The following is a 14,133-nucleotide window of genomic DNA, read 5'->3' as shown; positions in this document are numbered from 1 at the left end:
GACCGGCACCCGTCAAGCGCCCCTGACCAGCGGTCATGGGCCGCCGACCCCCGACGACACCGCACACCTTCCCGTCGTAACCAAGTCGTGTCTTTGCGAAATTCACGCGACATCTTGCGGACATCTATCGGGTTAAGTACGTTGAGCCAACCCGGGACGGCGGCGCACTCTCGCGCCGGACAGCATGTGCCTCACGTGCCACGGGGGTCCCAGATCGCAGTCCAACGACGCGCAGTGGTTCAGGGGAAGGGTAGAAAATGAGCAGAATCGGCTACCGCAGACTGGTGGCAGTCGCGCTGGTCGCGGGGATCGGGTTGACCGGTGCCGCGTGTTCCAGCAGCAAGAAGGACGACTCCGGGAGCAAGCCCAGCAGCGCCAGCGCCGGAACCCCCTTGGACAAGAAGACCAAGGTGACCATCAGCGTCGACTGCGAGCCGCCGACCACGAAGAAGGCCGAGCGCAAGGAGTGGATCGAGGACGTCGCCGCGTTCAACAAGATCTACCCGAACGTCACGGTCAAGAGCAAAGACGCGTTCCCGTGCGAGGACCCGGCCAAGTTCACCGCGCAACTGCAGGCCGGCAGCCAGACGGACACGTTCTACTCGTACTACACCGACCTTGAGCAGGTGCTGGACGCCGGCCAGGCCGCCGACATCTCGGACTACGTCAACGCCAAGACGATCCCGAACCTGGCGGGCATCGACCCGAGCGTGCTCAACGTCCTCAAGGACGGCGGCAAGCTCTACGGTCTGCCCACCTCGAACTACAAGATGGGCCTGATCTACAACCGGAAGATCTTCCAGGAGGCCGGGCTCGACCCGAACAACCCGCCGACCACCTGGGACCAGGTCCGGCAGGACGCCAAGGTGATCAGCGACAAGCTGGGCAGCAAGGGCATCACCGGCTACATGGACAACTCGGCGGGCAACCAGGGCGGCTGGCACCTGGTCTCCGAGATGAACGGCATGGGCGTCCGCGCGGTCAGCGAGGACGGCAGCAAGGCCACCTTCAACGAGGCCGGCACCAAGCAGGTCCTGCAGACCCTGCACGACATGCGCTGGACCGACAAGTCCATGCCCGCCACCCCCGGCCTGGTCTGGGGTGACGTCCAGAAGGCGATGGGCACCGGCAAGATCGGCATGTACGTCGGCGCGCCCGACGACGTCACCCTTGAGGTGCAGCAGTACCACGCCGACTACAAGGACCTGGGCATGGCCCCGATCCCCGGCGGCAAGATCGCGCTCATGGGCGGCAACGACTACATGTTCAAGAAGTCGGACAGCCCGGACCAGATCAAGGCCGGCATCGCCTGGATCAACTACAAGTACCTGACCCTCGGCAAGGGCCAGTTCAACTACGTGCGCACCAAGGCGGACGGCCTGCCGGTCGGCCTGCCCGAGCCCTTCTTCTTCACCGGTTCGGCGAAGGACCAGGACAACCAGCTCAAGGCCGCCAGCGCGACCATCCCGGTGGACAACTTCAAGACCTACACCGGCGTGGACACCCCGGTGCTCGCCGAGCCGCCGAACGCGCAGAAGGTCTACACCGTCCTCGACACCGTGATGTCCGGCGTGCTGACCAACAAGAACGCGAACATCGACAAGCTGCTGAACACCGCGACCGACCAGGTGAACCAGCTCCTGGCCGCCAGTAGCTGACCGCACAGCCCCGCGGGGGCCGGTCCGGCGACCGGTCCCCGCTTCGCGGGCACCTGACATCACCGCACCACTTTCAGCCGAGGAGCCCTCATGGCGGCGACGACCGTCCCCGAGAAAACGACCAAGCGCCACGCCGGGCGCCCGGCCGGCCCAGGCCGACGTGCCGAGAGAAGCGGGCTGCGCCGCAAGGTGGCGGAGAACCTCCAGGCCTACGGCTTCCTCGTCGGCGCGGTCATCTGCTTCCTGGCCTTCTCGTGGTACCCGATGGTCCGCGAGTTCATCATGAGCTTCCAGGACAAGAAGCGGGGCGTGACGTCCTGGGTCGGGATGAAGAACCTCGACCGCGTCTACCACGACCCGTTCTTCTGGACCGCGTGGAAGAACACCGCCGAGTACACCGGCTACGCGCTGGTCATCGGGTTCGCGCTGCCCTTCTTCGTGGCGATCATCCTCAACGAGCTGCGGCACGCGCAGGCGTACCTGCGCATCCTCGTCTACCTGCCGGTGATGCTCCCGCCGGTGGCCGGCGGCCTGCTCTTCAAGTACTTCTACGACCCGGACTACGGTCTCTTCGACCACATCCTCAAGACGCTCCACCTACCGACGTCGCAATGGCTCGACTCGTCCCATACCGCGATGATCTCGGTGGTGATCGCGGCCACCTGGATGAGCATGGGCAGCGCCACCCTGATCTACCTGGCCGCGCTGCAGAACATACCCGGCGAGCTCTACGAGGCCGCCGACCTGGACGGCGCCGGGCTGTGGAGCAAGATCTGGCACGTCACGATCCCGCAGACCCGCATGGTGCTGTCGCTGATGCTGCTGTTGCAGATCGTGGCGACCATGCAGGAGTTCACCAACGTCTTCGTGCTGGCGGGCGGCAACGGCCCGGAGAACTCGACCATGACGGTCGTCTACATGATCTACCAGTACGGATTCCGCTACAACAACCTCGGAAGCGCCGCGGCGCTGGGCCTCTTCCTGCTGCTGGTGCTGATCGTCTTCTCGGGCGTCTACACGCGGCTGAGCCGGACCAGCGAGCAGGACGGATAACGGACCATGGCAGCCATCTCCTCGCAAGCGAACCGCACCCTGATCTCGTCGGCCGCGCTCAGCCGCCGCAAGGGCAGGATCACCTACCGGATCGTGCTGACCGTGGTGCTGATCGTCTTCACCCTGGTCTTCCTCGGCCCGCTGTACTGGATGGTCACCGGCGGCTTCAAGTCCGCCAGTGAGGTCGTCGCGAACCCGCCGACGTACTTCCCCAAGCACCCCAAGCCCGGCACCTACCACACCGCGTGGACCCAGCTGAAGCTCGCCAAGCTGCTCTTCAACACGCTGTACTACGCGTTCGGCGCGCTCCTCTTCCAACTGGTCTTCGACGTCGCCGCCGCGTACGCGGTCTCCAAGCTGCGGCCGGTGTTCGGCAACATCATCCTGGCCGGCATGCTGGCCACGCTGATGATCCCGTCCGCGGTGCTGATCGTCCCGCAGTACGTCACGGTGCTCGACCTGCCGCTGCTGCACTTCAACCTGATCGGCACCCCGTGGGCGATCTGGCTGCCGACGGTGGCCAACGGCTTCAACATCTTCCTGCTGAAGCGTTTCTTCGACTCGATCCCGAACGACCTGATGCACGCCGCCTCGATCGACGGCGCCGGCCCGCTGCGCACGCTGTGGTCGATCATCCTGCCGATGTCCCGACCGATCCTCGGCGTGGTGTCGATCTTCGCGGTGGTCAACGTCTGGAAGGACTTCCTCTGGCCGATGCTGGTGGAGCCCGACCCGAACAAGCAGCCGATCAACCTCGGTATCAACTCGCTCTCGCAGGGCGTCCCGGAGAACGTCATCATCGCCGCGCTGGCCATCTCCGCGGTGCCGACCCTGCTGATCTTCCTGCTCTTCCAGCGCAACATCATGTCCGGTCTGACCGCGGGCAGCCTCAAGGGCTGACGCCCCGACCGCTCCTCCGGCCTTGCGACCGCACAACCCACGCACCCGCAAGCCCCATCCGCACCACCCAGCAGCACTCCGCCGCCGGTCCTCATGCCAGCATCCCCGCCATCAGGGGCCGGCGGCGGGGTCCCACCTGCCCGAAAGGACGTTGACGTGGCAGACACCCCTCAGCCCGAGGCCGACGAGAACTGGTGGCGCGGCGCGGTCATCTACCAGGTCTACCCGCGAAGCTTCGCTGACAGCAACGGAGACGGGACCGGTGATCTCGCCGGCGTGCGCTCCCGGCTGCCGTACCTGGCCGAGCTGGGCGTCAACGCCTTGTGGTTCAGCCCGTGGTATCCGTCGCCGATGGCCGACGGCGGCTACGACGTCGCCGACTACCGGGACGTCGAGCCGGTCTTCGGCTCGCTCGCCGAGGCCGAGAAGCTGATCTCCGAAGCCGTCGCGCTGGGCATCAGGACCATCATCGACATCGTGCCGAACCACATCTCCGCGGTGCACCCCTGGTTCAAGGAGGCCCTGGCGGCCGGCCCGGGCTCGCCCGCGCGCGAGCGGTTCTGGTTCCGGCCCGGCCGCGGCGAGCACGGCGAACTGCCGCCGAACAACTGGCCGTCGCAGTTCGGCGGCCCGGCCTGGACCCGCACCACCAACCCCGACGGCACGCCCGGCGACTGGTTCCTGAACCTCTTCGACTCCGAGCAGCCGGACCTGAACTGGAACCACCCGGAGGTCCTGGCCGAGCACGAGGACATCCTGCGGTTCTGGTTCGACCGTGGCGCCGGCGGCGTCCGCATCGACTCCGCGGCCATGGTCTCCAAGGACCCGGACCTGCCCGACCTGCCGGACCCGTCCGCCGGCGCCGACGCGGTGCTGCCCGCGCACCCGTACGTCGACCGCGACGACCTGCACGACATCTACCGCGACTGGCGGCGGATCGCCGACTCCTACCCCGGCACCCGCATCCTGGTCGGCGAGGTGTGGCTGCCGGACGCCGAGCGGTTCGCCCGCTACCTGCGGCCGGACGAGATGCACACCGCGTTCAACTTCGACTTCCTGGCCTGCCCGTGGGAGCCGGCCCGGCTGCGCACCTCGATCGAGACCACGCTGGCCGCGCACGCGCCGGTGAGCGCGCCCGCCACCTGGGTGCTGTGCAACCACGACGTGACCCGCACGGTGACCCGCTACGGCCGGCAGGACACCGGGTTCGACTTCGCCACCAAGGCGTTCGGGGTGCCGACCGACCTGGAGCTGGGCACCCGCCGGGCCCGGGCGGCGGCGCTGCTGACGCTGGCGCTGCCCGGCTCGGTCTACCTCTACCAGGGCGAGGAGCTGGGGCTGCCGGAGGTCGAGGACATCCCGACCGGCAAGTTGCAGGACCCGATGTACCTGCGCTCCGAGGGCACCAACCCGGGCCGCGACGGCTGCCGTGTGCCGCTGCCGTGGTCCGGTGACGTCCCGCCGTTCGGCTTCAGCCCGGCCGGCTCGGCCGAGTCGTGGCTGCCGCAGCCGGCGGAGTGGGCCGCGCGCACCGCCGAGATCCAGTCCGCCGACCCGGCGTCCATGCTCTCGCTCTACCGCGCCGCGATACGGCTGCGGAAGGACGAGCCCGAGCTGGGCGGCGACGGCCCGTTCGAGTGGCTCGACAGCGATGTCGAGGTGCTCGCCTTCCGCCGCTCGGACCGGTTCGTCTGCATGGTGAACCTCGGCGAGGCCGCGGTGGAACTGCCCGCGCACGAGGAGCTGTTGCTCACGTCGGGGCCGCTGACGGAGAGTGGCCGGGTGCCGCAGGACACGGCGGTGTGGCTGCGCGTCTGACCGGACCACCTCCGGGGCGGGGGCGCCACGCCAGGGCGCCCCTGCCACCCGGAACCCGTTCCCCCGTTGACCGGAAACGGTTACGGTGTTCCTGTGCGCGGTCGCCGGCGGCAGGCTTGGGCCCGTCGTCCGCGGGAGCGCGCGACAGCACGTGTGGGGCCGGCTCACCTTGTCAGGGCCGGCCCCATACGTATGCCCGGACCCGGGTCTACACGACCGGGTCGGCACGTACGCCCGGGCCCCGGCTCAGCCGAGCAGCCGTCGCAGCCGGCCGGCCTGGCGCTCCTGGGTGCCGGGCGGGTTGCGGGGGCGCTCGGGGTCGTCGAAGCATCCTCCCCCGCCCGGCCGCTCGGGCGCCGCGTTTTCCGGGTTCGGTGTGGGAAGGGCGACAGCGACATCGCGTCGGGGTGACGATTAGACTGGGAGGCGTGCCTCAACTACGCCTCGCACTGAATCAGATCGACTCCCGCGTCGGCGACATCGCCGGGAACCGCGCGGAGGTGCTGCGCCGTACCCGCTACGCGGCCGAGCAGGGTGCCCACCTGGTCGCGTTCCCCGAGATGATGCTGACCGGCTACCCCGTCGAGGACCTCGCCCTGCGCGCGTCGTTCGTCGAGGCCAGCCGGGCCGCGCTGGAGGACCTGGCGCGCGACCTGGCCGCGGAGGGGCTGGGCGGGCTGCCGGTGGTGGTCGGCTACCTCGGCCGCAGCGAGAACGCCCAGCCGAAGTACGGCCAGCCCGCCGGCGCGCCGCAGAACTGCGCGGCGGTGCTGCACGGCGGCAAGGTCGCGCTGCGCTTCGCCAAGCACCACCTGCCGAACTACGGGGTCTTCGACGAGTTCCGCTACTTCGTGCCGGGCGACACGATGCCGGTGATCCGGGTCGGCGGCGTCGATGTGGCGCTGGCGATCTGCGAGGACCTGTGGCAGGACGGCGGCCGGGTACCGGGCGCCCGGGAGGCCGGCGCGGGCCTGCTGCTGTCGGTCAACGCCTCGCCGTACGAACGCGACAAGGACGACACCCGGCTGGACCTGGTCCGCAAGCGCGCCCGGGAGGCCGGCTGCACGCTGGCCTACCTGGCGATGGTCGGCGGGCAGGACGAGCTGGTCTTCGACGGCGACTCGATCGTGGTCGGGGCGGACGGCGAGGTGATCGCCCGGGCGCCGCAGTTCGCCGAGGAGTGCGTGCTGCTCGACCTGGAACTGCCCGCGGCGGCCGCCGAGGTGCCCGCGGGACGGGTCGCGGACGGCCTGGAGCTGCGCCACGTGACGCTCTCCGCCGAGCCGGTCCCCGCGTACCGGCCGGAGTTCACCGGCGTCGAGACCGAGCGGCTGGGCGACGAGGCGGAGATCTACGGCGCGCTGGTCACCGGCCTGCGCGCGTACGCCGAGAAGAACGGCTTCCGCTCGGTGCTGATCGGGCTGTCCGGCGGTATCGACTCCGCGCTGGTCGCGGCCCTGGCGTCCGACGCGGTCGGCGCGGAGAACGTGTACGGGGTGTCGATGCCGTCGGCGTACTCCTCGGACCACTCCAAGGGCGACGCGGCCGAGCTGGCCCGCCGCACCGGGCTCAACTTCCGTACGGTGTCGATCGCCCCGATGTTCGACGCCTACATGGAGTCCCTGAAGCTGACCGGGCTCGCCGAGGAGAACCTCCAGTCGCGGCTGCGGGGGGTGACGCTGATGGCCATCTCCAACCAGGAGGGCCAGATCGTGCTCGCCCCGGGCAACAAGAGCGAGCTGGCGGTCGGTTACTCCACGCTCTACGGCGACTCGGTGGGGGCGTACGGCCCGATCAAGGACGTCTACAAGACCACCGTCTTCCGCCTGGCCCGCTGGCGCAACGCGGACGCGGAGGCGCGCGGTGAGACGCCGCCGATTCCGGAGAACTCGATCGTCAAGCCGCCGAGCGCGGAGCTGCGGCCCGGCCAGGTCGACACGGACTCCCTGCCGGACTACGACGTGCTGGACCGCGTGCTGGAGCTGTACGTCGACCGGGACCAGGGCCGCGACGAGATCGTCGCGGCCGGGTACGACGAGGAGTTGGTCACGCGCGTGCTCAAGCTCACGGACACCGCGGAGTACAAGCGGCGGCAGTACCCGCCGGGTACCAAGATCTCGGCGAAGGGTTTCGGCAAGGACCGCCGTCTGCCCATCACCAACCGCTGGCGCGAAGGGGGTTGAGCGGACCCGCCCGGCTGCCCCGTCCCCGCCGTACGGGAGGGACCTCGCGGTCCGCGGCGGCTTGTCGGGCAGCCGGCGGACCGGGGCACCCCGGAGGGGCCCGTCAGGGCAGTTCGAGCCTCGCTGCCACCGGGAGGTGGTCGCTGCCGGTTCTGGGGAGGGTCCAAGAGGACACCGGCTCGATTCCCCTGACCATGATCTGGTCGATCCGCGCCATCGGGAAGGACGCCGGCCAGCTGAAGCCCATGCCGTTGCCGGCCGCGCCCTGGGTGGAGCGCATCTGGGAGGTGACGGAGGCGAGCGCGCGGTCGTTCATCGTGCCGTTGAGATCGCCGAGGAGCACCACGTGCGGCAGTTGCTCCGCGGCGATCGCCTTGCCGAGCGCGTCGGCGGCCCGGTCGCGCTGCCCGGCGGTGAAGCCCGCGTCGAACTTCACCCGCACCGACGGCATGTGCGCCACGTACACCGCGACCTTCCCGTGCGGGGTGTCGGCGGTGGCGCGCATGGCCCGGGTCCAGCCCAGCCGTATGTCGACCGGGCGGACCGAGCTGAGCGGGTACTTGCTCCACAGCCCGACGGTGCCCTGCACGGAGTGGTACGGATACGCGGCGGCGAGGTCGCGGCTGTAGCGGGACACCTCGTCGGAGGCCAGCTCCTCCAGGGCGACCAGGTCGGCGTGGGCGGCGATCACGTCCTTGGCGGTGCCGTCGGGGTCGGGGTTCTCGGCGTTGACGTTGTGCGTGAGCACGGTCAGGTCGCCGCCGGACCCGGACTTGTCGGTCATCAGCCCGCCGAAGAGGTTGAACCACACCACGGCCGGCAGCACCACCGCGATCAGCGCGGTGACCGAGCGGCGCAGCACCGCCACCACCAGCAGCACCGGCACGATCAGCCCGAGCCAGGGCAGGAACGTCTCCAGCAGGCTGCCGAGGTTGCCGACCCGGTTCGGCACCCGCGCGTGGAAGACCAGCAGGCCGGTCAGCACCACGGCGACCACCGCCGTCGCGATCCCGCGCCGCCACATCCCGTCCGGCCGCCACCATCGCAGGAAGCGGGCGCGCAGCCGGTCTCGGGCTCCGGACGCGGCTCCCGACCCTGCCGGGTCGCCGCCGTCCGTGCTCGCGTCCGTGCTGTTCTGCGCCTGCGTCATAGAAGTCCTTGCCTGCCGCTTGCGGGTGCTTCAGAACCCTAGGGCCTGTCGTCGGATCTCCGCGGCGTCGCACCGCCCGGCAGGTGCGTCTGCCGCGTTGTCGTCGGTCCCCGGCTCACCGGACACCGCTCCTTCAACCGCGGAGTGCCGACACGGAGTTCCCACGCGGAGATCCGTGCGACCGACCCGAGGCGACACTACGGGATTCGTATGTGAACCGACGGCTTGACGGGGGTGTCGGGTTCCGCGGCACGGCACTTACCGGGAGGACTGTGACAAGACCATCACACAGCGGCCGGCGGCCCACCGGATTCTCCGGGTGGGCCGCCGGCCGCTGACGAGGACGGAATGACGGTGACGGGTGACGGGCGACGGGTGACAGGCGACGGGTCAGTCGCGGGGGCGCATCCCGTCCAGGAGGGTGTCCACCACGCGGTCGGCGAGGTCCTCGGGGAGCGAGGAGTCCGGGCGCAGGGTGGCGCGGGCGAGCACGGGACCGGCCACCATGTCGCAGAGCAGTTCGAGGTCGGTACCGAGTTCGGGACGGATCTGGCCGGTGGCGATGCCGCGCTCCAGCAGCGCCCTGAGCATCTGGCGGCGGCCGGCGATGACGGTGTCGTGGTAGCGCTTCCACAGCCGCGGGTTGCTCTGCATCTGCGTCACCATGGTCCGCAGCAGCGCGGACTCCCGCTTGGCGAGGCTGTGCCGGCGGATGAACTCGACCGCGCAGACCAGGTCCGTACGCAGGTCGCCGGTGCGGCTGACCGGTGGTGGCGGGTCCACGGTGTCGAGCACGTCGAACAGCAGCGCGTCCTTGCCGGACCAGCGCCGGTACACCGTCGCCTTGCCGACGCCCGCTTCCCGGGCGATGCCCTCCATGGTCAGGTCGCCGATCGACGTGCCCTCGGAGATCAGCCGCAGCACGGTGTCGATGACCGTACGGTCGACGGCCGCGTTGCGCGGGCGTCCGCGCGGTGCCGTGGCCGCCGCCGTACCGTCCGGCGTACGGTCCGCGGCACCGCCCGGGGAAGTGCCCACCGTCACTGCTCGACTCCCACCATCTCCCGCTCCTCCGAGCCGCCGCCGGCCGCGCGCGCCGGTGCGTCCTTGGGGGGCAGGAAGGCGAGCGCGATCACGCCGCCGATGATCGCGACCGCGGCGGAGGCGGCCGCCGTGATGTGCATGGCGTGGATGAACGCGTCGTTGGCGGGCTGGATCAGCACGTTGCCGCGCGGGCCGATCTTCTGCGCGACGCCTAGGGTCGCCTCGATCGACTCGCCGGCCGCGTGCCGCTTGTCGGCGGGCAGGCTGCCGAGGTGGGTGCTGATGCCGTTGCGGTAGACGGTGGACATCACCGAGCCGAGCACGGCCACGCCGAGGGCGCCGCCGACCTGCCGGAAGGTGTTGTTGACCGCGGAGCCGGAGCCGGCCTTCTCACGCGGCAGCGACGACATGATCATCACGGTGGCGGGCGGCATGACGTGCGCCATCGCGGTGCCCATCACGAAGAACAGCACCTCCAGCTCCCAGATCGGGGTGGACTGGCCGAGCATGAGGAAGCCGAGGAAGGACAGCCCGGTCAGCACCATGCCGCCGGCGCACACCACCCGGGCGCCGAGCTTGTCCACCAGCAGCCGGGCGCGCGGCGCGAACACCATCTGGGCGGCGGCCAGCGGGAGCAGCAGCAGGCCGGACTGGAGGGCGCTGTAGCCGCGGACCGACTGGGTGTAGAAGACGATGAAGAAGGTCACGCCCATCAGCGCGAAGAAGACCAGGCCGATCGCGGCGACCGAGGCGGAGAACTGCCGCTTCTTGAAGTAGGCGACGTCCAGGGCCGGGTGGTCGCTGCGCGCCTCGTACCAGACGAAGCCGCCGAGGATGGCGAGGCCGCCCACGGAGGTGGCCCACACCTCCGGGCGGGTGAAGTCGCCGTACTGGCCGCCCTTGATGATGCCGTAGATGAGCAGCACCAGGCCGGCGATGGACAGCAGCACGCCGACCGGGTCGAGCCGGCCGGGCCGCGGGTCCTTGGAGTCGGGCACGATCAGGAACATCGCGATCAGCGCGGCGACCACGATCGGCACGTTGACCAGGAAGACCGAGCCCCACCAGAAGTGCTGGAGCAGCAGGCCGCCGGTGATCGGGCCGACCGCGATGGCCAGGCCGACCACGCCCGCCCAGATGCCGATGGCGCGCGGCTGCTCCTCGCGCTCGAAGACGTTCATGATGATGGCGAGGGTGGCGGGCATGATGAACGCGCCGCCCAGGCCCATCACGCCGCGCCAGGCGATCAGTTCACCCGCGGAGCCGGCGAACGCGGACAGCGCGGAGCCGCCGCCGAACACGAACATGCCGAAGAGCAGCACCTTCTTGCGGCCCAGCCGGTCGCCGAGCAGGCCCGCGGTGAACAGCAGGCCGGCGAAGACCAGGGTGTACGAGTTGATCGCCCACTCCAACTCGCTCTGGCTGGCGCCGAGTCCGGTCGGGGCGGGTTGGGCGATCGTCTTCATCGCCACGTTGAGGATCGAGTTGTCCAGCACCACGACGAGCAGGCTGAACAGCAACACGGTGAGAATCGCCCAGCGGCGGCGATGGATCGCCTCGGGCACCTTGGTGACTATCACATCAGCGGCCATTGCACGAGGGTACCCCATTTACGATACGGCCCCGTCTCGTATCGTAAAGCCCGGGTAAAAGCAGCACCTCAGCGGAGGGCTTTCGGCGCGGCGCCGGGCGTGTCAGCATGGGAGGTGGTCCGGGGACGCCGTCAGGGCGCCTCGAGATGACATGAAGGAGCCGTCACCATGACGCAACTTCCGGCTGCCCAGAACCCAGCCGACAACCCCAAGGCGCTCTACGGCGGGACCGGCTCCCGCCGGGTGACCGTGCGTGACCTGGGCGCCGCCAAGGAGCGCGGCGAGAAGTGGCCCATGCTCACCGCGTACGACGCGATGACCGCGTCCGTCTTCGACGAGGCGGGCATCCCCGTGCTGCTGGTCGGTGACTCGATGGGCAACTGTCACCTCGGCTACGACACCACCGTGCCGGTCACGCTCGACCACATGACGATGCTGTCCGCCGCCGTCGTCCGCGGCACCCGGCGGGCCCTGATCGTCGGCGACCTGACCTTCGGCTCGTACCAGGAGGGCCCGGTGCAGGCCCTGCGCAGCGCGACCCGGCTGGTGAAGGAGGCCGGCGTCGGCGCGGTGAAGCTGGAGGGCGGCAAGCGCTCGCTGGCCCAGACCGAGGCGCTGGTCGAGGCCGGCATCCCGGTCATGTCGCACATGGGCCTGACCCCGCAGTCCGTGCACACCCTGGGCTACCGCGTGCAGGGCCGTGGCGACGAGGCGGCGCACCGCCTGATGCAGGACGCCAAGGCCGCGCAGGAGGCGGGCGCCTTCGCGCTGGTGCTGGAACTGGTGCCGAGCGAGGTCGCCGCCGAGATCACCCGCACCCTGGAGATCCCCGTGATCGGCATCGGTGCCGGCCCCGACACCGACGCGCAGGTGCTGGTGTGGACCGACATGGCCGGGATGACCGGCGGCAAGGTGCCGCGCTTCACCAAGCAGTACGCCGACCTGCGCCGCACCCTGGGTGACGCGGCGAAGGCGTACGCGCAGGACGTGGTGGGCGGGGAGTTCCCGGCCGAGGAGCACACCTTCCACTGACGTCGAGGGGGCGAGGCGGGCGGGTCCGGGTGTGTCCGGGCCCGCCCGCCTGCGCCTTCCGCGGCTTTTCCGCCTCCCGGATGAGACATTCCGGCCGCGGGTCCGTATGGAGGGCGTGAGCGCCGCCGCCGCGGCGACCCGCCACCCTTGGAAAGCCACCCGCTGATGTCTCGATCCGCGATACGCGAACTCGACCGGGAGCCGCCGGTGCGGCAGGATGCGCCCGTGGACGGACCCCCTCCGGAGCTACCGGAACAGGCCGGTGCGGCGCGGCCGGCCGGCCCGCCCGGGCCCGACGGCACGGCCCGGCCCGGTGCGGTGGCCGGTGCCGCGCCGGTGCCCGGTGCTGGGCCGGTGTCCGGTGCCGAGCCCGCGCCCGGGTCGGGGTCGGGGTCCGGGTCGGGGTCCGGGTCCGGGTCGGGGTCGGGGTCCGACGGCGCGGTCCCGGAGGAAGACCTCATGCGGGCGCTGTACCGCGAGCACGCGGGCGCCCTGTTCACCTACGTCCTCAAGCTCGTCGCGGGCGACCGCCACCTCGCCGAGGACGTCGTGCAGGAGACGCTGCTGCGGGCCTGGAAGAGCGCGGCGCAGCTCGACCCGGCGGCCAGGTCGCTGCGGCCCTGGCTGGTCACCGTCGCCCGGCGGATCGTGATCGACGGCCACCGCAGCCGGCAGGCCCGGCCCCCCGAGACCTCCCCCGCCGCCCTGGACCTGCTGCCGGCGCGCGACGAACTGGAGCGCTCGCTGCGCCTGATGACGATCTCCGACGCCCTCCAGGACCTGTCCCCCGCCCACCGCGAAGCACTCGTCGAGACGTACTTCAAGGGCCGTACAGTCAGCGAGGCGGCCGAGGAGCTGGGGCTGCCGCCCGGCACCGTACGGTCCCGGGTCTTCTACGCGCTGCGCGCCGCACGGAACGCGCTGGAGGAGAGAGGGGTGACCACCTCGTGAACCCCATGACGCCTCATGTGGACGTGGGCGCCTATCTGCTCGGGGCCCTCGACGACGCGCAGATGTCGGCGTTCGAGGAGCACCTGGCCGGGTGCGACGAGTGCGGGCGGGAGCTGGACGAGCTGAGCGGGGTGGTGCCGGTCCTCGCCGAGCTGCGGGAGGACGGGATCGGCTTCCCCGAGCCGCCCGGCGACGCGCTGCTGGACCGGCTGCTGCGGCAGGTCTCCGGCGAGCGCCGGGCCCGCCGCAGGCGGCGGCTGGTCGCGGTCGCGGTGGCCGCGGCGCTGGTCGTCGGCGGGCCCACCGTCGCGGTGCTGGCCACCCACGACGGCACCGCCACCCCTGCCGCCAGTGCCCTCCCGGGCGCGCAGGACTCGGCGCGCGACCCGTCGACCGGGGTGTCCGCCGTCGTCGGGCTCACCGACAAGGCGTGGGGCACCGCGGTCAGCCTGCGGCTGGCCGGGGTGCGCGGCCCGGACCACTGCCACCTGGACGCCGTGGGCCGCGACGACTCCCGGGAGACCGTCGCGACCTGGTCGGTGCCGCAGGGCGGGTACGGCACGGGCGAGCAGCCCAAGGCGCTGACCGTGAGCGGCGCCACCGGGATGCACCCCACGGCGATCAGCCGGTTCGAGGTGCGCGCCGCCGACGGCACCCTGCTGCTGAGCATCCCGCAGGCCGGCGCGCAGCCCACGGACCGCCCGCGCGGCACCGCCGGCTGACCCGCCGGGCGCCCGGCGATCACCGCACCG

General features: G+C 70.8%; 10 protein-coding genes and 1 pseudogene. 8 read left to right on the top strand and 3 right to left on the bottom strand.

What is annotated here, in order from left to right; translation table 11 throughout:
* The first annotated feature begins 257 nt into the window (after window positions 1-257).
* The 5 genes from ACIPAE_RS14400 (at window position 258) to ACIPAE_RS14380 (ending at window position 7,612) form a co-directional block, all read left to right on the top strand.
* Entirely contained in the window at window positions 258-1,658 is a 1,401-nt protein-coding gene (locus ACIPAE_RS14400; RefSeq protein WP_402445257.1) for an ABC transporter substrate-binding protein, read from the top strand.
* A gap of 90 nt (window positions 1,659-1,748) precedes the next feature.
* Window positions 1,749-2,711: a sugar ABC transporter permease gene (locus ACIPAE_RS14395; RefSeq protein WP_329370146.1), complete on the top strand. Its 963-nt coding sequence runs from the start codon at window positions 1,749-1,751 to the stop codon at window positions 2,709-2,711.
* 6 nt (window positions 2,712-2,717) lie between these two features.
* Window positions 2,718-3,611 carry a carbohydrate ABC transporter permease gene (locus tag ACIPAE_RS14390; protein WP_328463280.1) on the top strand — a complete coding sequence of 298 codons (894 nt, stop codon included), beginning with the start codon at window positions 2,718-2,720 and terminating at the stop codon, window positions 3,609-3,611.
* 156 nt (window positions 3,612-3,767) lie between these two features.
* Entirely contained in the window at window positions 3,768-5,429 is a 1,662-nt protein-coding gene (locus tag ACIPAE_RS14385) for a glycoside hydrolase family 13 protein (RefSeq protein ID WP_329370143.1), read from the top strand.
* A gap of 428 nt (window positions 5,430-5,857) precedes the next feature.
* Window positions 5,858-7,612, top strand: a complete 1,755-nt coding sequence (locus ACIPAE_RS14380) for an NAD+ synthase (protein WP_402445255.1) — start codon at window positions 5,858-5,860, stop codon at window positions 7,610-7,612.
* Between the two features lie 103 nt (window positions 7,613-7,715).
* Here ACIPAE_RS14380 and ACIPAE_RS14375 read toward each other — a convergent pair whose 3' ends face one another.
* The 3 genes from ACIPAE_RS14375 to ACIPAE_RS14365 all read right to left on the bottom strand — a co-directional run bounded on the left by ACIPAE_RS14375 (window position 7,716) and on the right by ACIPAE_RS14365 (window position 11,398).
* Window positions 7,716-8,636, bottom strand: coding sequence for an endonuclease/exonuclease/phosphatase family protein (locus ACIPAE_RS14375; protein ID WP_402445493.1), 921 nt, complete (start codon window positions 8,634-8,636; stop codon window positions 7,716-7,718).
* Between the two features lie 516 nt (window positions 8,637-9,152).
* A complete protein-coding gene (locus ACIPAE_RS14370) occupies window positions 9,153-9,806 on the bottom strand; it encodes a TetR/AcrR family transcriptional regulator (protein ID WP_402445253.1) in 654 nt (217 codons plus the stop codon).
* On the bottom strand, window positions 9,803-11,398 hold the full coding sequence (locus ACIPAE_RS14365) for an MFS transporter (protein WP_329370135.1): 1,596 nt from the start codon (window positions 11,396-11,398) through the stop codon (window positions 9,803-9,805). The genes ACIPAE_RS14370 and ACIPAE_RS14365 overlap by 4 nt, the downstream gene beginning before the upstream one ends.
* 168 nt (window positions 11,399-11,566) lie before the next feature.
* On the opposite strand from ACIPAE_RS14365, the gene panB reads away from it, so the two are divergent.
* From panB to ACIPAE_RS14350, 3 genes and pseudogenes are all read left to right on the top strand, one after another.
* Window positions 11,567-12,430, top strand: coding sequence for a 3-methyl-2-oxobutanoate hydroxymethyltransferase (panB, locus tag ACIPAE_RS14360; RefSeq protein ID WP_329370133.1), 864 nt, complete (start codon window positions 11,567-11,569; stop codon window positions 12,428-12,430).
* A gap of 444 nt (window positions 12,431-12,874) precedes the next feature.
* A pseudogene (locus ACIPAE_RS14355) lies at window positions 12,875-13,381 on the top strand (sigma-70 family RNA polymerase sigma factor); the annotation flags it as partial.
* Window positions 13,382-13,386: 5 nt separating this feature from the next.
* A complete protein-coding gene (locus ACIPAE_RS14350) occupies window positions 13,387-14,103 on the top strand; it encodes a zf-HC2 domain-containing protein (protein WP_329370131.1) in 717 nt (238 codons plus the stop codon).
* Window positions 14,104-14,133: the final 30 nt, after the last annotated feature.

This window comes from Streptomyces sp. NPDC087270 (genome assembly GCF_044744625.1).
In the GTDB taxonomy this organism is placed as follows: domain Bacteria; phylum Actinomycetota; class Actinomycetes; order Streptomycetales; family Streptomycetaceae; genus Actinacidiphila.
This window is presented reverse-complemented; position numbering and strand designations above follow the sequence as displayed.

Coding starts and splice junctions, on each gene's coding strand:
- ACIPAE_RS14400 (WP_402445257.1), top strand. CDS start 258: ATGAGCAGAATCGGCTACCGCAGACTGGTGGCAGTCGCGCTGGTCGCG.
- ACIPAE_RS14395 (WP_329370146.1), top strand. CDS start 1,749: ATGGCGGCGACGACCGTCCCCGAGAAAACGACCAAGCGCCACGCCGGG.
- ACIPAE_RS14390 (WP_328463280.1), top strand. CDS start 2,718: ATGGCAGCCATCTCCTCGCAAGCGAACCGCACCCTGATCTCGTCGGCC.
- ACIPAE_RS14375 (WP_402445493.1), bottom strand. CDS start 8,636: ATGTGGCGGCGCGGGATCGCGACGGCGGTGGTCGCCGTGGTGCTGACC.
- ACIPAE_RS14365 (WP_329370135.1), bottom strand. CDS start 11,398: ATGGCCGCTGATGTGATAGTCACCAAGGTGCCCGAGGCGATCCATCGC.
- panB (WP_329370133.1), top strand. CDS start 11,567: ATGACGCAACTTCCGGCTGCCCAGAACCCAGCCGACAACCCCAAGGCG.
- ACIPAE_RS14350 (WP_329370131.1), top strand. CDS start 13,387: ATGACGCCTCATGTGGACGTGGGCGCCTATCTGCTCGGGGCCCTCGAC.